This window comes from Salinisphaera sp. (assembly GCF_002729955.1).
GTDB lineage: Bacteria > Pseudomonadota > Gammaproteobacteria > Nevskiales > Salinisphaeraceae > Salinisphaera.
The window spans coordinates 160,481-179,351 of sequence record NZ_PBYA01000032.1; the positions used below are offsets into that span (position 1 = coordinate 160,481).

The window sequence follows — 18,871 nt, forward strand, 5'->3', positions numbered from 1 at the left end:
GCGTGTTGGATGCCCCGCGAGAAACCGCGCGCTACGCGCTGTGCTGTCTGGCGTTCGCGTCAACGGGTTCTAAAAGAGACAAAACGGGCGCGATCGCGCCGCGATAATGTATATGCCAATGCATTCACGGCGCGACTGCGATACCTTAGTTTGCACCCGCGCGCTAGCGCGCGCCGATGAATACTGCCGATCCATGAGGAGAATTCGTGAATAAAATCTGGCTGGACCGTTACCCGGAAGGCGTCGCCGCGGAGATCGACGCCGAATCGAGCCAAACGCTGGTTGATCTGATCGAAGACGGTTGTCGCGAGTTCAACTCTGGCGTTGCCTTCAGCAACATGGACTGCGAGCTCACCTATGCGGACATCGAGGCGCGCAGCCGTGATTTCGCCGCCTACCTGCAGAACGAACTGGGCTTTTCCAAGGGCGATCGCGTCGCGATCATGATGCCCAACCTGCTGCAGTACCCGATCGCTTTGTTCGGCATCCTGCGCGCCGGCATGGTGGCAGTGAACGTCAATCCGCTCTACACCGCCCGTGAACTCGAACACCAGCTGTCGGATTCCGGCGCCCGTGCGATCGTGATCGTCGAGAACTTCGCCGCCACGCTCGAGGAAGTGGTCGACAAGGTGCCGCTTGAGGCCATCATCACCACGCAGATCGGCGACTGCCTGCCCACGATCAAGGGCACGATCGTCAATTTCGTGGTCAAACGCGTTAAAAAAATGGTGCCCAGCTTCAAGCTGCCCGGCGCCATCAAGTTCAACGATACGCTCAGCAAAGGCGCCAAGCAGACGTTCAAGCCGGCGGGCGTCAAACCCGACGATATCGCGTTCCTGCAGTACACGGGCGGCACCACCGGCCTGGCCAAGGGCGCGGTACTGCTGCACCGGAACATGGTCGCCAATATCGCTCAGGCCCAGACCTGGCTCGCCCCGTGGACGGACAAGGGCGATGAAGTGATCATCACGCCGTTGCCGCTCTACCACGTGTTCGCGCTGATGGCGAACTGCCTGGTGTTCTTCCAGCAGGGCGGCAAGAACGTGCTGATTACCAACCCGCGCGATATCCCGGCGCTGGTCAAGGAATTCGAAAAGCACAGCCCGACCGCCTTCACCGGCGTGAACACGCTGTTTAACGCCCTGGTCAACGACGACGGTTTTGCCAAGCTCGACTTCTCGAAGCTCAAGATCACCCTGGGCGGCGGTGCCGCGGTACAACGGGCGGTGGCCGAGAAGTGGAAGAAGATCACCGGCATCCCGCTGATCGAAGCCTACGGGCTGACCGAAGCCTCGCCGGCGGTTTGTATCAACCCGCTGGATCTGGACGACTACAACGGCTCCATCGGCCTGCCCGTACCGTCCACGGAAGTCTCGATTCGTGACGACGACGGCAACGAAGTCGGCGCCGGCGAACCGGGCGAGCTGTGCGTGAAGGGCCCGCAGGTCATGGCCGGCTACTGGAACAAGCCCGAGGAGAACGAAAAGACCTTCTTCGGCGAGCACCTGCGTACCGGCGACGTGGCGAATTACGACGAGCAGGGCTTTTTCTATATCGTCGACCGCAAGAAGGACATGATTCTGGTGTCCGGCTTCAACGTCTACCCGAACGAAATCGAAGACGTTGTCGCCCAGCACCCCAAGGTGCTCGAAGCGGCCTGTATCGGCGTCGAAAACGAAAAGACCGGCGAGGCCGTGAAGGTGTTCGTGGTCAAGAAAGACGACAGCCTCACCGAGAACGAACTCATCGAGTTCTGTCGCAAGGAGCTGACCGGCTACAAGGTGCCCAAGCAGGTTGCCTTCATCGACGAGCTGCCGAAGTCGAACGTCGGCAAGATCCTGCGCAAGGATCTGCGCGACCGTTAAAACCAGCACGCGGTCGCTTGGCGACCGCCGTGATGCCTGTCAGGCCGCCGGCGCTTCGCGCTGGCGGCCTTTTTCGTGGCAAGCCCGTCGAGCACGTACAAGCCGCAAGGCTGCGAGCGAGAGCAGGTCAGTCGGGTATAACGATGCGGCGGGGGTGAAGTCGGCTGCGTTCCTGCCGGCTGCACGCCGGCCGGGTCACGCCCTGTCCTGGCGCCAGGCCAACGGGCATCGCGCTGCGAGCGACGAATCGCGCCGGACGCAGCACTCAGGCCGTAAGCCAATCCTCGCGGATCATGTCGGCGGCTTTTTCGGCAATCGCGGTGGTGGGTGCATTCGTGTTGCCGCCGACCAGGGTGGGCATGATCGAGGCATCCACCACGCGCAGCCCCTGCATGCCGTGTACGCGTAGACGATCATCCACCACCGATTCGTCGTCGTGACCCATCTTGCAGGTCCCCACGGGGTGATAGATCGTTTCTGCACGATCACGAACGAACGCCTCGATGGCGGCATCGTCCTCCACCGTTTCGCCGGGTTCGAGCTCGCGGTCGCGATGGCTGGCGAGCGGTTCGGCACGCAGGATCTGGCGGCCGATCTTGACGGCCTTGACCAGCTGGGCGAGATCGTCCGGATGATCGAGATAGTTGGGATCGATCAAGGCATCGTCCATGGGATCGGCGCTTTTCAGCCCGATATGGCCGCGCGACTTCGGCCGCAGGTCACAGACCCGCAGCGTATAGCCGTAGTGCTTGATCGTATTCCACAGGTTGTGCCCGTGGTCCTGCTCGATAGTGGCGATGAAGTGCAGCTGCAGGTCCGCGCGTGCCTGGCTTTCGTCACTGCGTGCAAAGCCGCCGGATTCGGCCACATTGCTCGCCAGCTGGCCACGGCCATGCACGAAGTACTGATAAACCGCGATCGGCGCGTCGATCAACAGAAACTTCGGGCCCAGCCGCAGGCTGAGCTTGGTTTTCTCGATATCGATAACGCTGACGTCGAGGTGATCCTGCAGATTGCGACCCACCCCCTTGAGCTCGTGAACCACGGGAATACCGTGCGGCTCGATCTCGGACTTCGGCCCGATCCCCGAAAGCAGCAACAGCTGCGGCGAGTTGATCGCGCCGCCGCAAAGCAGGACTTCGCGCTTCGCGCGCAGGGAGTGATCGCCGCCGAACCAGCCTTTGTTGTAGGTCACGCCGACCGCACGCTTGCCTTCGAGCAGGATTTTCTTCGCCCGGGCACGCGTGATGACGGTGAGGTTCTTGCGATCGGCCACCGGATGCAGAAACGCGTCGGCGTTGCTGCAGCGACGGCCGTTGTTCTGGGCCACGCTGTAAAGACCCACGCCCTCTTCGGTGGCGCCGCCGAAATCGTCGTTGCGCGGCAGGCCACAGGCCTGGGCAGCTTCGATGAAGGCATGATTGAGCGGGTTGACGTGGCGCGGCGCGCTCACGCAGTAAGTGCCTTCGCTGCCGTGGTACTCGCTTGCGCCGGCCTCGAACTTCTCCGATCGGCGGAAATAGCCGAGCATTTCTTCAAAGCCCCAGCCACGGTTGCCCAGCTCCGCCCAGTGGTCGTAATCCCAGGCATTGCCGCGGGTGTAGCACTGCGCGTTGATCGAACTGGAGCCGCCCAGCGTCTTACCGCGCGGCCAGAACATCTCCCGCGAATTCATATGCTTCTGGGGCGCGGTGTAGTAGGCCCAGTTGAACATCTTCGACCACATCAGGCCGATGATGCCGATCGGGATATGAATCAGCGGGTTCCAGTCGGCGGGTCCGGCTTCGAGCATGCAGACCGAAACATCCGGGTCGGCGCTCAGCCGGTTGGCAAGAACACAGCCGGCAGAGCCGCCGCCCACGATGATGTAATCAAACGTCCGCTCTGTGGTGGGCATGTCGGCTCCCCCGGCTGTATTGTTGTTCTGGCGTATGGACTAGTGCCGCGAGTCTTCGGGCAAGGTGATATTGAGCTCGAGCACCTCGAGGTCGCCCTCGCGCTCGATTTCCATCTGAACCGCGTCGTCGCCCACCTGGACATACTTGCGCAATACCGCCAGCAGATCCTGCTGCAGCTGCGGGAAATACGCCGGGTGATCACCGCCACCGCCCCGTCGGTGTGCCACCACCACCTGCAAGCGTTCCTTGGCGGTCTGTGCCGAGGTCTTCTTGTCGTTGCTACGGAATACGTCGAGCCAACCCATGGTCCGTTACCTCCCCATCAGCCGGTCGAGAAACTTCTTCTTGGCCTCGGTGAAACGCATGGGCCGATTTTCACCCAGGAATCGTGCGACCAGATCCAGATAGGCCTGGCCGGCATCGGCGTTGTCTTCCATCGCCACCGGGGTACCCGAGTTCGAGGCATTGAGCACCTTCTCGGATTCCGGAATCACGCCCAGTAGCGGAATCCCCAGAATATCGTTGATATCGTCCAGCGAGAGCATTTCGCCCTTGCCTACGCGGTTGGCCGCATAGCGGGTGACCACCAGATGCTCCTTGACCGGCTCGCCGCCTTCCTTGGCCCGCTTGGTCTTGGACGAGAGCATGCCCAGCACGCGGTCCGAGTCGCGTACCGACGATACTTCCGGGTTGGTGACCACCAGTGCCTCGTCGGCGAAATACATCGCCATGATCGCGCCGGTTTCGATACCGGCCGGCGAATCGCAGATGATGTAGTCGAAGTCTTCGGCGAGCTTGTTGAGCGTGCGCTCGACGCCTTCCTGGTTCAGCGCATCCTTGTCGCGCGTCTGCGACGCGGCGAGGATGTAGAGATTCTCGTGCCGCTTGTCGCGGATGAGCGCCTGCTTGAGGTTGGCTTCACCGCTGATGACGTTGATGAAGTCGAACACCACCCGGCGTTCGCAGCCCATGATCAGATCGAGGTTGCGCAGACCGACATCGAAGTCGATGACCACGGTCTTGTTTCCCCGCATGGCTAGGCCGGCCGCAAAAGAGGCGGCGGTGGTGGTCTTGCCGACCCCGCCCTTGCCGGACGTGACGACGATGATCTTTGCCACTCTTTACTCCTGCAATTCGATGCTCAAGTTATCGTTGTCCAGGCGAACCGCAACGGCCCTGGAACGTACCCCCTCTTCAATCGCATCGGCGACTTTATAGCAGCCGGCGATGGCGATCAGATCCGGTTCGAAGCGCCGGCAATAGATTCGCGCCTGCGTGTCGCCGGTCGCGCCGGCCAATGCACGCCCGCGTAGCGCTCCGTAAATATGGATATGTCCGTCGGCGAGGACTTCGGCCCCTTCGGATACCGATGTCGCGATCACCAGATCGCCGCCACGTGCATAAATCTGCTGGCCCGAGCGTACCGGCTTGGTCACCAGCCGTGTCGGCGTGCGCGGCGGCTGTTCGCGGCGCACCGGTTCCGCCGCGCTCTGCGTGTCGGCCGCCGGCGCCTCGGCCGCGTCATCGCCGCCTGGCTCGGCTTCGGTCGCGGCCTTGGCCGCACCGCGCGCGGGCGAGTCCATGATCGCCACGCCCGCGGCTTCGGCGGCCGCGCGCGCGGCCGGGCCTGGGTCGAGCACGCCGACCGGAATCATGCCGGAATCGCGAATGATGGCGCTCAGTGCGGCCAGGTCGGGCACGCTTTCAGGCAGCGACAGCAAAACCGGCATGCGCTCGAAAAAACCGGGCGCCCGCGCCATTTGTGCGTCAATCTGTTCGGCAATACGTGTACTGTCGGTCTCGCGGACCTCGAGAACCGTGAGGGTCATCATGCGACCCTTGAACACGACGCCGGCACCGGCTGCGGTTGTTGTATCCGCCATGCCCGAATAACTCCCGAAAACAAGCCGGGGAGTCTAGCACGCTGTTTAAGGAATCACTGCATATCCTCTCGCGACAGATTATGCAGAGATTCCGGGGAATTTCGGTCTGTGTCTTGCATGGAAATACGCCGTGCCTTGTTTGGCTGTTGGGAAGCATCTACTCATGAATGACTTGTGGCGTGATTATCGAAGTCCGGGCTTTTTCGACGAAGCCTTCGACGACAGCGGCCAACCACGGCGCGCGGCCGAGGCGCTGGTGCGCTATCTCGGCGAATTCGGCCGTGACGAGCTCGAAACCCGGCGCGCGGCCGCCGATCTGGCGATCAAGTCGATGGGCATCACGTTCACGGTGTACTCCGATGCCGGAATGATCGACCGCGCCTGGCCGTTCGATATTCTGCCGCGCACGATCCCCAAGCATGAATGGGATCGCGTGCGTGAAGGCCTGCAGCAGCGCGTGACCGCCCTGAACATGTTCGTGGCCGATCTCTATGCCGACCAGCGTATCGTCGCCGACGGCGTGTTTCCTCGCGAAGTGCTCGCACAGTCGGTCAATTTTCGTCCCGAATGTGTGGGCATGCGCCCGCCCGGCGATATCTGGGCGCATATCTGCGGCTCGGACCTCGTACGCGACGGCGCGGGCGATATCTATGTGCTCGAGGACAACCTGCGGGTCCCCTCGGGCGTGTCCTACATGGTCGAGAACCGCCTCGTTTCCAAGCGCGTCTTCCCGGAACTGTTTGCCCAGCACCACATCCTGCCCGTCGACGACTACGCCAGCGAGCTGCTGGATTCGCTCAACGCCCTGTCGCCGCGCCAGGACGTAACCCCGAATGTCGTGGTACTCACCCCCGGCGTGTTCAATTCCGCCTTTTTCGAGCATGTCTGGCTGGCCGGACAAATGGGCGCCGAACTGGTCCAGGGCAGCGATCTGTTCGTGGACAGCGACGACTGCGTGTATGCACGCAAGATCGATGGCCCGCAGCGCGTGGACGTAATCTATCGCCGCGTCGACGACGCCTTCATCGACCCCGAGGTATTCCGGGCCGACTCCATGCTCGGCACCCCGGGGCTGATGCGGGCCTGGCGTGCCGGCAACGTCGCCATCGCCAACGCGCCCGGCGCGGGCGTGGCCGACGACAAGGTCGTTTATGCCTTCGTGCCCGAGATCATCCGGTATTACCTGGACCAGGACGCGAAGCTGGCGAACGTGCCGTCCTGGCTTTGCATGAAGGACGACCACCGTGCCCACGTGCTCGACAACCTGGACTCACTGGTGGTCAAGCCGGCCAACGAATCCGGCGGTTACGGCATGCTCATCGGCCCGCGCTCGAGCGCGACCGAACGCAAGCAGTTCGCCGATCTGATCCAGCGCAACCCGCGCAACTATATCGCCCAGCCCACCCTGGCCCTGTCGACCGTGCCCACCCTCATCGAGGGCAGCGCCCGGCCGCGTCACGTCGACCTGCGACCGTTCATCGTCTCGCGGCCGAACGACGACGCCTTCGTGACCATGGGCGGGCTTACCCGGGTTGCGCTGCGCGAAGGCTCGCTGGTGGTCAACAGCTCGCAGGGCGGCGGTAGTAAGGACACCTGGATTGTCGCGGACGAAGGGCTCTAAGCATGCTGTCAAGACTCGCACAGAATCTGTTCTGGGCCGGGCGCTATATCGAGCGCGCGGAATCCACCTCGCGCCTGATCAACGCCACCAGCCTGCTGTTGCTGGATATGCCGCGGGCGACCGCGTTCGATTGGCGTGCGCTCATCGAAATCGTCGGCGCGGAGGATCTGTTCGCCCAGCGCTACCCCGACGACAGCGAAGCCAGCGTGATGCGTTTTCTGGTCGCTGATCGCCTGCATCCGAGCTCGATTGCCAGCTGCCTGGCCAACGCCCGGGAGAACCTGCGCAGCGCCCGCGATCTCGTGCCGCGCGAAGTCTGGGAAGATATCAACGGCCTGCATCTGTTCATCGCCGACGAAGGCCAGCACATCGACAGCCGGCTCGCCCGCTCCCGCGTGATGGATCACGTGGTGCGCAATGCCCGTCATATGGCCGGGCTGATCGAGTCAGGCATGAGCCGCGATGCGGCCTATGACATGTTCATGCTCGGCGTGCAGATCGAGCGGGCGGACATGACCACGCGTATCATCGATGTACGCAGCGCCGACCTTCTCGATGAGCAGATCAGCGAGCTGCGCCCCTACCAGAGCGTATTGTGGATCAGCGTGCTCAAATCGCTGAGCGCTTTCCAGATGTATCGCCGCCACGTGCGTGTTCGGGTAAACGGCGCCGGCGTGGTCCGTTTTCTGCTCGCCGATCGCGCGTTTCCACGTTCGGTACGCTTTTGTATCGAGGCCGCGGCCGGACATCTGGCGCGGCTGCCCAGCGCCTCGCAGTGTATTGCGGCGATCGACGACGCCGTGCAACGCCTCGAGGAGACCGACCCCGGCAATCTGACCGGTTACCGGCTCAGCGAATTTCTCGATCGCATGCAGATCGAACTCAATACGATCGGCGAGACGATACAGACCCGTTACTTTCAACAATGACCCCGATCCGCTCTTTCAGCCCGCGAGGCAAGTTCCAACGTCATGCGTGACTTCTACTGTCAGTGCGGTAATTCCCTGTTCTTTCGCAATACGCGCTGTCTGGTGTGCGAGCGCACCCTGGGGTTCGCCCCCGAAGCCATGCTCATGACCGCGCTCGAACCCGTCGGCGACGGCCGCTGGCAGGTGCCGGCATCCGGCAGCGTTACCGGGCGCATCTATCGCCTGTGCCAGAACTACACGCAGCACAACGTCTGCAACTGGCTGGTGCCGGATGAGTCGCCGCACCATTTCTGCCCATCCTGCCGCCTGACCCGCACCATCCCGGATCTCGACGTGCCGCGCCATCTGGAGCTGTGGGCACGTTTGGAAAATGCCAAAAGACATCTGATCTTCAATCTGCGCCAGCTCGGCCTGCCGATCATCGGCCGCGACGAAGACCCGGCGTTCGGCCTGTGCTTCGACTTCATGGCCGATGCCGATGCCGACACCGAATTCACCGAACCGCTGGCCGGCCAGGCACAGGTCACCACTGGCCACGCCAACGGCATAATCACCATCAACATCGCCGAGGCCGACGACGTGGCCCGGGCGCGCATGCGTGAGCAGATGGGCGAGCACTACCGCACCCTCATCGGCCACTTCCGCCACGAAGTGGGGCACTATTATTGGGCACGGCTGATCGATAACAGCGCCTGGATCGACGAATATCGTGCCCTGTTCGGCGACGAGCGGGCCGACTATGGCCAGTCGCTGCAACGCCACTACGCCAACGGTGCGCCTGCAGACTGGCAGGAACACATCGTAACCCCCTATGCTTCGTCCCACTCCTGGGAGGACTGGGCCGAATCGTGGGCACACTATCTACATATTCGCGACACGCTGGACACCGCGACCGAATATCAGCTGGTCGCGCGTCCGCCCTGGCAGAAGCAGGCACGCGAGTTCGACGGCCTGATGCATCGCTGGACGCATCTGGCCATCGGCATGAACGCGGTCAATCGCAGCATGGGTCTGGCCGACGCCTATCCCTTCGTGCTCAATGCCGAGGCGCGCCGCAAGATCGAGTTCATCCATCGTGTGATCGAGCCTTACGAGATAGCGGCGAACGGCTAACACGGGGGGCCCTGACCGACCCCGCCGGCGTGCAGTCTTGAGCCACCGGATGCTGGGTATGCTGCTGACCGGCCTGGGCGTACTGGTCCTCAGTCCGGACTCGCTGCTCATTCGGCTTCTGGATGCCGATATCGCCACCACCCTGTTCTGGCGCGGCATGGCCCTCGCCCTGGGCCTCGGCAGCTATGTGCTCTGGCGCGAACGCGGCGATGTCCGGGTCATGGCCGCGGCCCTGCGAAGGCCGGTCGGCTGGGGACTTGCGCTGGTGTTTGCGCTCAGCAACATGGCGTTCGTATTCACCGTGGCCCATACCAGCATCGCCGATACGCTGGCCTGTCTGGCCACGGCGTCGATCTTTGCGGCCGTTTTCAGCGCAGTGTTTCTCGGCGAGCGTGCGCCCCTGCGTACGTGGGTGACAGCCGCCGCGATCGCTGCCGGGCTTTTGCTCATCGCCCTGGGCGGCGCCGGCAGCCTCGTCGGTCGGGGCGCCGGTATCGTCACCGCGATGTTTTTCGGAGCCATGTTCGTGGTCATGCGTGCCACCGGTGACGGCGATACTCTGCCCGGGCTCGCGCTCGGCGGCCTGCTCGTCGCCCTTGCCACCGCCCTGTTCGCGCATCCGTTTTCTCTGAGCGCGGCGGGCATGGCCGCCCTCGCCGGCATGGCCGTCGTGCTGCCGCTGGCCTTCGCCCTCATCGGCCTCGGCCCGCGCCACCTGCCGGCGCCCGAGGTCAGCCTGCTGATGCTGCTGGAAACCGTGTTCGGCACGCTGTGGGCCGTGCTTTTTCTAGGCGAAGTGCCAACGCCCACCACGCTGGCCGCGATCGCGATCATTCTGGGCGCCCTGTCGATTTTCTATTCGCGTCAGGCCTACGTGCACAGACGCGCCGCGCGCCGCTTCCTCCAGGTCGAATCATGAATTCAAACGATGCTCTTCTATCGCTGCAAATCGGCGAACTCGATTACGCCGTCCGTGAAACGGGCAATCCAGACGGCGTTCCGGTGGTCCTGCTGCACGGACTCATGGATACGGGCGCCAGCTTCGAGGCGCTCATCGATGCCATGCAATCCATCGCGCCGGGACGCTACCGCTATATCGCGCCGGACTGGCGCGGCCATGGCGCGACCGAGGCGAGCCACGACAGTTACTGGTTTCCGGGCTACCTGCTTGATCTGGAACGCCTGCTGGATGAGCTCGTCGGCGCCGACACGCCGGTTATTCTCGTCGCCCACAGCATGGGCGGCCAGGTGGCCAGCCTCTATGCCGGTACCCGGCCGGCCAGGGTTTCGCATCTGGTCACGCTCGACAGCCTGAACGTACCGGATAGCGACACCAGCGAAGTGCCCGGCCGCTATCGGCGCTGGCTGGATGCCCACGCGACCCCGCCAACCGCCAAGGTCTACGACGACCTCGAGACCGCCGCCTCGCGTATCGCCGCACGCTATCCGGAACTCGACGATTCGACGACCCAGCGCCTCGCCGAACAGTGGACCGTAAGCGCCGACAATCAGGGACGCCGACGCATGCGGGTCGACCCCTGGCATCGCGTGCCCCTGCCCTATGCCTTTCGGGCCGCTGAAGCCAAGGCACTATGGCGCGAAGTCAGCGCCCCGGTGCTATGTATCGATGGCGGCGACTCGCCGGCCAAATATTTCTGCGGCGAAGCCGAAATGGCTGAGCGACGCGCCTGCTTTGCGGACCTGCGCCATATCGTGGTGGACGGCTGTGGGCATATGCTTCATCTGCAAAAACCCCAGGCCATTGCAAGGCATATCTCTACCTTCCTCAGCGCCTGACTTCCGTTGCAACGGCGCTGCAGGCGGCGTTGCGACTGACGACGGCTATCGGTCATCGCACTGTTACAAACGCGACCCCTATACACCGCCCGGCTCCCGCCGTCATCACGCAGAAACAATCGCTTAGCTATCCTTTCTCGACAGGGCCGCACAAGACGAACGGAAACCGCTATTACCGACGGGATTTTGCGCGGTCATGCGCGTGAAACCCGATTTCACGGCGAAAGAGACGTTCCGCCAGCGTCGCTGCCAAGCTCACCGCCCCGTAACCCGTCAATATCGGCAACGGGCTGCAACCCTTGAAACACCTGCGATTCAGCGCCTCGTGGCCCGGCTTTAGCGGCATTGCTGCAACGCCGCAAAAATCGAGCTTATTCAATAAATTCCTGCCCTGTATGGCGCACGATTCCAATCTCGTTTATCGTCCTTGAACGGGGTATTCTAAAAAGAACGCGTGTCGCAATGATGCGCTCACAGCTAGGGAGACAAGCCGTGCTATCGATGCATTCTCTTCGGATGCGTTGTGCCGATTCCGCTCAGGACTCGGACACGACGCCCACCGGCGCGTACAACACGCGCCCACCGCGCCGTAGCCGCCTCGCCGTGGCCGCGCTTTTCATCGCGGCCGCAGCCGTTCTTCCTGCCTGCTCGAGCGGCGGTGGCGGCGACAACGGCGAGTCCAATCCACGAAGCGAAGTCACCGCCGGTGGCTTGAACTTCACCTATCCGTTCAACGGCCAGCAGGATGTGCTGCTGGATACGTTGATGGTCGTCAATTTCGACGGCAGCGTTTCCGGCGACGTGAGCGATGCGCTCGAGCTGCAGGTCGACGGCAGCACCGCGCAGCCGGGTATTACGGTCGAACGCGACGCCGACCGACCCAACATCCTGCGCCTGGTGCCCAACGGGCCGCTGTTGCCGAACCGTGACTATTCGGTCGTGGCAACCCAGGCTCTGTCGGGCGGCAATACCCGCTTCGATGCCGGCGCTACGCTGTTTACCTTCCGCAGCCGTCCGGCCGAAGGTCGGCCCGCTGACGGCGCCTTCCAGGTCACTACCGTGACCCCGGGCGAAACGAACCCCGAAACCAATCGTCAAAGCGTGTTCACGCAGTTCAACGCGATTCGCGTGATTCTTAACGAACCGGTTGACCCCGCCACGGTCAACAACCAGACCTTCACGGTTGAAGGCCCCGACGGCGCCGTGACGGATGCGCGCTTGACCGCGCTCGGCCGCTATATCGTGTTCGATCCCAACGAGGATCTTGCACCTGGCAACTATACCGTCAGCTGGACGGACGGTATTACGTCGGTATTCGGCAAGTCTCTGACCGCAGGCAGCCAGCAGCGTACGGTGCTGACCCTGGGCGATCAGCCAACCGACCAGATGCTGGTCATCGAAGACGACAGCTCGGCCGATGACGTGGCCGATCTGCCCGACAACCTGCTGACCGGCCTGCCGATCAACAACATTGACATCGACTCGCAGCTGATCGGCAGCAACGACCAACCGGTGCTCGGCTCGGGCGACGCCAACGCCAACCCGCCGATTCGCAACCGCGTTGCCACCACGCTCGCCACCCCAGGCACCGCCGGCTATGACGACGTTATTCCGGCGGTGATTCGTGCCGGCCAGAAGTTCCAGCTCAAGGGCCTCAAGCTATTCCTCGGCGGCGAGGAACTGGGCGTTGAAACCCCGATCGACAGCGGCCCGATCGACGTCAACTTCATCAACGACGTCAGCGTCTATCTGATGAGCAACGACTACCGCAACGTGGAAACCCCCACGGCGGTACAGCTGCGCTTCGATCTGGGTATCGGCACGCTGGTAACCGCCGCCCTGGCCTCGGATTCGCGAAACTTCGTCATCCAGCAGCTGGCCAACGGCGTGTTCAACCAGAGCGTGCTCAATATCCAGGCAGCAGGCCTGGCCATACCGCGCGACAACGGCGATCTGGAAATCAGCACCCTGGGCACCTTCCCCATCAACGTGAACCGTACCGATAACGCCACCGTCAACTTCCAGCTGACGCTGGTGCTGCCGGCCAACCCGACCGATGGTCAAGGCGGCAGTGGCACCGAGGATTCGGTGGGCCCGGTCATCACCGCGCGCTCGCCCAGTGCCTGTCTGTATGCCTTCGGCTCGGCGGGCTATAACGCCATTTACGCGAGCCAGGGCGTCGCGCCGACCGTGTTGCCCGAACCCCTGTGTATCGACGGCAATATCCAGACCGACAACAGCGCGGCGATCAACAGCTTCCCGATCGAATCCAGTCCGGCGATCGTCTTCTCGTCGCCGATCGATCCGAACACGGTCAACGCGCAGAATATTCAGCTCACCGGCGGTGGCACCACCGTCGAGGCGACCTACCGTGTCGAAGGCTTCAGTGTGGTCGTGGACCCGGTCGGCTTGCTCACGCCGGATACGGACTACACCCTCACCCTCAACACCGCGATCGAAGATCTCGACGGTAACCCGCTCAGCGGCAGCAACGCAGCCGGCCCACGGCTGACCATGAACTTCCGTACCGAGCCTCAGGTGACCACTGACAGCGCGCCGCCGCTGCTCGGCACCCTATCGCCCGGTGTGCCTTGTGCACTCGAGACGGATAACGTGAACGACTCCTTCCTCACGGGTGGCGATACCGCCGGCAACTGCGTGGGCAGCTCGGCCAGCAATGCCGCGTTCAACTACCCGGTGTTCGAAAGCCCGGTCAATGTCCCGGTCGATGCCGTTCTGTCCAAGTTCGTGGACGCGAGCACGATCGTGCTGGCCGACGGCTGCCTGACAGCTGGCAGTGGCGAACCCAACGCCGTGGAAGGCGCGAGCGTCGCCCTGCAGCAGATGGACGCGAACGGACAATGCGTGGGCGCGGTCGACGCGGCCATCGCCCTGGCCAACCCCGGCGACGACCGGACCCGCTCCTTCACGATTCGCCCGACCGACTATCTTGAGGCGGGCACGCGTTACTGGATCGTGGTGTGCGGTACCGAAGGCGACCGTTGTACCCAAGGTGTACCCGGCGTGATTGCCGACATCGACGGTGCACAGCTCAACACCGACCCGCTCAACGGCACCGGCTCGACCGACTCGTCGACCGGCACCGCGGGCGGTCCGGATATCGTCATGCCCTTCGACGCGATTGCGGCCAACAACGACTACTACACCACCCAGTTCACGCTGCCGGAAACCGACACCAACGGTAACGGCCGCGTCGACGCTGGCGAACGGCCGCAGCCGGGTAATCGCGCCTTGCTGACGCTGGAGGCCGGCGGCATTGGCGCTCTCGCTTCGATCGAGAACCCGAATCGCCCTGATGGCAAGTATGCGAACTATCTGTCGCTCGCGCGCCCGATTGCGATTCGTGAAGCGACCACAGAATGCGCGCGCGTAGACGCCGTTCAATTCGGCGAGGGCAACACGCCCAACGCCGGATCGGCTGTGGGCGAAACGCCGGGGACGTGCGTGCCCGTGTCGTTGCTGCCCGGCGGTATCACCAGCCTGACCGGCGTTGAGGCTACCGCGACGTTGGCCGGTGCGGATCTGCTGACGATCAACACCGGGCGCATACTGCTGCGCTTCCCGAACGACCAGGATGCCAACCCGACCGGCACGCCGAATCAGACCGGCTATATCGTGGAACGCTGTACGGGCCAGTTCCCGGGCGGCGTTGAATACGACTTCGAGCCCTGCTTCGCGGCGTCGCTGAATCTGGTGGCCAACGCGCCGGACGGTGACAACGTCAGCCTCGACCAGCAGCAGTTCGTTGCCAACCTGGTAGGGCCGGTGACGTTCGAACAGAACGGGCGGCTGGTCATTTCGCTGCGGAATGCGAACGAAATCGAGCTCGAGGCCGAAGCCAGTCTGGCGGGGTTACCGATTCCGGCGACAGCCACCATCGAGCCTGCTGAACTCACGTTCCAGCTCGTAGGCAATGCGGTCCATGGCGGCCGCGCGTTTCCGAATCGCTAGCAACTGAGTGCCGCCGCGCCGGGGGAGACCGGCGCGGCGCCCTCCAACACGAACAAGAATCTAACAGGGAGACGGGAGATGATTCACCAGAACAAGCCAGCGCGCCGGCGGTTGAGCCAGCACGCGGCAAAACTCCTGGGCGGCGCGAGCCTTATGCTGCTGGCCGGCACGGCCTTTGCCCAGGGCACGAGCCAGAACGCCCAGACCGATACCGTCGACGACAACGGCGGCGTCTTCGAGCGGGCACTGAAATACGCGCACGACAACACCTACTACCGCGTCGGCGTACTGCATCTGAGTTATGAAGGCGACAGTTCGTCGCTGAGAATTGATAACGCGAACGGCCTGGCGGCCCAGCCATTCGGCGTGGGCTCGAGCGAGCTTGAGGGCACCGGCTCATCCGTGGGCGACAAGACGACGCTCGGCGGCACCATCGGCATGTATATTCCGAAGACCGGTCGTCACCTGGCCGCGGAAGTCACCCTCGCACCGCCCTTGAAGCTCGACTTCGAAGTCAGCGGCCGCGCGATCAACGAGTCGATCGCACCGGAAACGCAGAGCGGCATTCCGACCGGTGTGCCCGCACTGGGTCGCAAGATCGGCACGCTCAAGGCGCTGCCACCGAACCTGACGATCATCTACCGGCCGTGGGTGGATACCATGTTCCAGCCCTACATCGGTGCCGGCGCGATGTATCTCTACACCTTCGATACCGACGTCACCAATGAGGTTCTCAACGCCTACGGTAACGAACCTACGCTCAACCTGACCAAGCCGGTGGCCTGTGTCGGTCAGGTCGGCATGGACGTGAATCTCAGCGAGAAACTGTTCGTTACCGCCGACGTGAAGTACGTAGGCTGTGCGGAAGTCGAAGCAACGGTCAACAACGTCGTCGTAGACGCGCCGGCGCTCAGCCCGACGGTCGGCCCGGTCAACGTGGGCTCGGTAAGCTCGACCAACGATTTCAAGGCCGTTCTCTATCAAGTGTCGATGGGTTTCCGCTTCTAATAGAACAGGACCCCACCGGCGACCCGGTAACAAGCCGCCCCTCGGTCTCGAGGGGCGGCTTTTGTTTGTCTGTACCCCACTATCAGCGCGGACAGGCAGAGGTAAAGCAGCCTCTCAGCGCAAAGACCCGACACAAGCCAGCGCTCTGCGCGCCCACCCAGGAAAACGACAGCGCGAAGAGTGACCGGCGTTCGGCTGCCCTGCATCTCCAAAGCGTGTGTCGACTGCCATCGACAATGCGCTCACTTCCCCGCCCCGAGCCTGCGCGTCCGCCCCCGCGCCCTGGCCCGCCTTCGCGAACGCCGAGCTGAACGGTCGACCTGTCTGGCTCACAGTCGCGAGCCCAGCGATATCATGCCAGTAAGGCGTCCAACCTCGCCCCGATCAGCCGAAGGGTCGACTTGTCCGCCCTTGGGCGGCGAGACTCAATGGCGGGTATTGGCAACGATCTCGAAGGCGAGTTCACGCACCGCGTCGGACATCGCCTGTCCGACCGCCGCGGGATCCCGCGGTCTTGCCGGCAGGTTCTGCTGGATGACCGTGTTGTCGCGGGCGACCACGGTTTCGCCCTTGGACTCGGTGACCTTCCACCGCGCGGCAAGCACGACCTGGCCCGACGGCTGCGGCTCGAACGCATCGACCGTTACATCCACCTCGTAGTCGCGCCCGCGATTGCCGACGAGTTTTTCGTCGATCGTCTGTTGCAGCAGACGGGTCATGGCCACCGGCAGGCGTTCGGCCCATTTCGCGTTCGGCATGCGCGTGAGCACGTATTCGTCGGTACGCAGTTGAATATCGTAGTTATCCAGATACTCAGGCACGCGTACCCGACGCACCTGCCAACTGCTCGCCTGACTGGTCGCACGGGCCGTCTGCGGCGGTGATAGCAAAACCTGTTGTAACGGCGGTACACCACTACAGGCCGCAGTGGTCGCCACGAACAGCGCAGTCACACCGCCACGCACTAGTTCTCTCATCATCGCTGGCCTCCACCGAACAGCAAAGCGTTGGGGTCACGTTCGAGTGTCTCGGCAAATCGCCGCATCGAGGACGCACCGGCCGACAGATCCCGGATTGCGCTTTCCACGTCCTGGCGCGTACCCGAATTGGGGTCGGTCAGATCCTCCAGATTCTCCGAGAGCTGCTGCAGATTGGCGCTGGTCGCTTCGGCATTGTCGAGCAGCCGCGTGAGCTGTTCGTCACGCGATTCGATCTGCGTGTTCACGTTATCGGTTAGCGCACGCACGCTCTCGAGCGTTTTTTCGAACTGGCGGCTGTTCATGTATACCGCGTCACGTGCGGCGGCGATTGCTTCACGCGTGGTGTTCGTTGTCTTCTCCAGGTTTGGCCCCATTCGGTTGAGCAACTGGTCCATGTCGTTGGCCAGGGTGACAACGGATTCCATGGTTTCGTTCACGGTCTCCAGCGTTTCCTTCCACGGCAGGCCCGTGACCGTATCCTTGAGCTGTTCGATCTGCGATGGCACAGCCGGAATTTCAGGCAGATCAACGCCGTCGCGGTTGGCCGCGAACTGCGGCTCGGTATCTGGCTGGAAATCGAGGTTCACCGCGAGCTGTGATGTGACGTAGCTCCAGACCACGAGTTGAGCGCGTAGCCCGCGCTGGACCAATTCTTCGGTGCTCAGCTGTCCGCTGGTCGGGGCACCGTTCATCATCACCGTATTGTTGCCGGCCATCTCGATCGTGACACCGATGCGTGCCTTGCCGACATTGGGGTCCAGGCGCAGCTGCACGTTCTTCACGGTGCCGACCTGCACGCCGCGAAACAGCACCTTCGATCCGTTGGTCAGACCGAGCACGGATTGATCGAAGAAAATGATCGCCTGGCGGCTGTTCGAAAAGATTTTGTTACCGCCGAGCGCGAGAATACCGATCACCGTCAGTACGATCGCGCCGAGCATGAACAGACCGATAACCGTATAGCTGCGGTTGCTTGCCATTAGAGAACCCCGGGTCGAGATGACGTTACGACGGGCCGTCGTCGGCCACTATCGGCTGCCGATTGAGAAATGCCCGCACGCGTGCGTGTTCGGCATGTTCCGCAAGCGTACGCGGATCACCATGCGCAATCGCGCGGCGGCTTTCGTTGTCGAGATAGATACTGTCGTCTGCGATGGTAAAGATGCTGGGCAGCTCATGCGTGACCGCTATCACGCTCAATTGCAGGGCGTCGCGCAGGTTCATTATCAGTGAATCCAGACGCTGAGAGGTGATCGGGTCAAGCCCCGCGCTGGGTTCGTCCAGGAACAAATAGTCCGGGTCGAGGGCGATCGCACGGGCCAGACCGGCGCGCTTTTGCATACCGCCCGACAGTTCGCTGGGCATTCGTGATTCCTGACCGGCGAGGCCGACGAGGGCAAGCTTGAACGCCACCTGATCGCGAATTTCGGCAGCACTCAAGCGCGTATGCAGCTGCAACGGCAGGCCGACGTTCTCGCCGACGCTCATCGAGCTCCAGAGTGCCGTGCTCTGAAACAGCACACCGATACGACGCTGCAACGCGGCGCGTTCGGCGCTGTCGTCGGTCCATAGCCGGTGGCCATCGAACACCACATCGCCCTGCTCGGCCTGCTCCAGGTCGATCATGTGGCGTAGCAGCGTACTCTTGCCACAGCCGGATACACCCATGATCACGAAGATGCTGGCGGGCTGCACGTGAAACGACAGATCCTGCTGTACCACGGTATCGCCATAGGCGAGGGTGAGATCGCGTACCGCAACGCCGCGCTCCGGCACCGGCTGGGTCGAATCGAGTTCAGCCACCG

General features: G+C 63.0%; 15 protein-coding genes. 8 read left to right on the top strand and 7 right to left on the bottom strand.

The window, feature by feature from the left end; genetic code table 11:
* The first annotated feature begins 206 nt into the window (after positions 1–206).
* On the top strand, positions 207–1,865 hold the full coding sequence (locus tag CMN27_RS09815; RefSeq protein ID WP_293625997.1) for an AMP-binding protein: 1,659 nt from the start codon (positions 207–209) through the stop codon (positions 1,863–1,865).
* A gap of 265 nt (positions 1,866–2,130) precedes the next feature.
* On the opposite strand, the gene CMN27_RS09820 is transcribed toward CMN27_RS09815, so the two are convergent.
* The 4 genes from CMN27_RS09820 to minC are packed head-to-tail and all read right to left on the bottom strand — an operon-like array spanning position 2,131 to position 5,646.
* Entirely contained in the window at positions 2,131–3,762 is a 1,632-nt protein-coding gene (locus CMN27_RS09820) for a choline dehydrogenase (protein WP_293625998.1), read from the bottom strand.
* A 39-nt stretch (positions 3,763–3,801) separates the two neighbouring features.
* The gene (gene minE, locus CMN27_RS09825) at positions 3,802–4,068 is read right to left on the bottom strand and encodes a cell division topological specificity factor MinE (RefSeq protein WP_293626000.1); all 267 of its coding nucleotides are present in this window, start codon (positions 4,066–4,068) and stop codon (positions 3,802–3,804) included.
* 6 nt (positions 4,069–4,074) lie between these two features.
* Positions 4,075–4,881, bottom strand: coding sequence for a septum site-determining protein MinD (gene minD, locus CMN27_RS09830; protein WP_293626001.1), 807 nt, complete (start codon positions 4,879–4,881; stop codon positions 4,075–4,077).
* A gap of 3 nt (positions 4,882–4,884) precedes the next feature.
* Positions 4,885–5,646 (bottom strand): septum site-determining protein MinC, encoded by a 762-nt coding sequence (minC, locus tag CMN27_RS09835; protein ID WP_293626002.1) that lies wholly within the window; start codon positions 5,644–5,646, stop codon positions 4,885–4,887.
* A 163-nt stretch (positions 5,647–5,809) separates the two neighbouring features.
* Between minC and CMN27_RS09840 the strand changes: the two genes are divergently transcribed.
* The 7 genes from CMN27_RS09840 to CMN27_RS09870 all read left to right on the top strand — a co-directional run bounded on the left by CMN27_RS09840 (position 5,810) and on the right by CMN27_RS09870 (position 16,086).
* Positions 5,810–7,267: a circularly permuted type 2 ATP-grasp protein gene (locus CMN27_RS09840; RefSeq protein ID WP_293626004.1), complete on the top strand. Its 1,458-nt coding sequence runs from the start codon at positions 5,810–5,812 to the stop codon at positions 7,265–7,267.
* Positions 7,268–7,269: 2 nt separating this feature from the next.
* Positions 7,270–8,196, top strand: coding sequence for an alpha-E domain-containing protein (locus CMN27_RS09845; protein ID WP_293626005.1), 927 nt, complete (start codon positions 7,270–7,272; stop codon positions 8,194–8,196).
* A gap of 42 nt (positions 8,197–8,238) precedes the next feature.
* Positions 8,239–9,309, top strand: a complete 1,071-nt coding sequence (locus tag CMN27_RS09850; RefSeq protein ID WP_293626006.1) for a putative zinc-binding peptidase — start codon at positions 8,239–8,241, stop codon at positions 9,307–9,309.
* 37 nt (positions 9,310–9,346) lie between these two features.
* Entirely contained in the window at positions 9,347–10,228 is an 882-nt protein-coding gene (locus CMN27_RS09855; RefSeq protein WP_293626008.1) for a DMT family transporter, read from the top strand.
* Positions 10,225–11,106 (top strand): alpha/beta hydrolase, encoded by an 882-nt coding sequence (locus CMN27_RS09860; RefSeq protein ID WP_293626009.1) that lies wholly within the window; start codon positions 10,225–10,227, stop codon positions 11,104–11,106. Before CMN27_RS09855 ends, CMN27_RS09860 begins: the two co-directional genes overlap by 4 nt.
* 501 nt (positions 11,107–11,607) lie before the next feature.
* A complete protein-coding gene (locus CMN27_RS09865) occupies positions 11,608–15,078 on the top strand; it encodes an Ig-like domain-containing protein (protein ID WP_293626051.1) in 3,471 nt (1,156 codons plus the stop codon).
* A 78-nt stretch (positions 15,079–15,156) separates the two neighbouring features.
* A complete protein-coding gene (locus CMN27_RS09870; protein WP_293626010.1) occupies positions 15,157–16,086 on the top strand; it encodes an OmpW family outer membrane protein in 930 nt (309 codons plus the stop codon).
* Positions 16,087–16,511: 425 nt separating this feature from the next.
* Here the strand turns inward: CMN27_RS09870 and CMN27_RS09875 are convergent, their stop codons facing one another.
* Genes CMN27_RS09875 through CMN27_RS09885 form a run of 3 tightly spaced genes read right to left on the bottom strand, consistent with a single transcriptional unit; the run spans position 16,512 to position 18,869 of the window.
* Positions 16,512–17,066 carry a PqiC family protein gene (locus CMN27_RS09875; protein ID WP_293626012.1) on the bottom strand — a complete coding sequence of 185 codons (555 nt, stop codon included), beginning with the start codon at positions 17,064–17,066 and terminating at the stop codon, positions 16,512–16,514.
* Positions 17,063–18,046, bottom strand: coding sequence for an MlaD family protein (locus tag CMN27_RS09880; protein ID WP_293626013.1), 984 nt, complete (start codon positions 18,044–18,046; stop codon positions 17,063–17,065). The genes CMN27_RS09875 and CMN27_RS09880 overlap by 4 nt, the downstream gene beginning before the upstream one ends.
* Before the next feature lie 25 nt (positions 18,047–18,071).
* Positions 18,072–18,869: an ATP-binding cassette domain-containing protein gene (locus CMN27_RS09885; RefSeq protein WP_293626015.1), complete on the bottom strand. Its 798-nt coding sequence runs from the start codon at positions 18,867–18,869 to the stop codon at positions 18,072–18,074.
* Between the last annotated feature and the right edge of the window lie 2 nt (positions 18,870–18,871).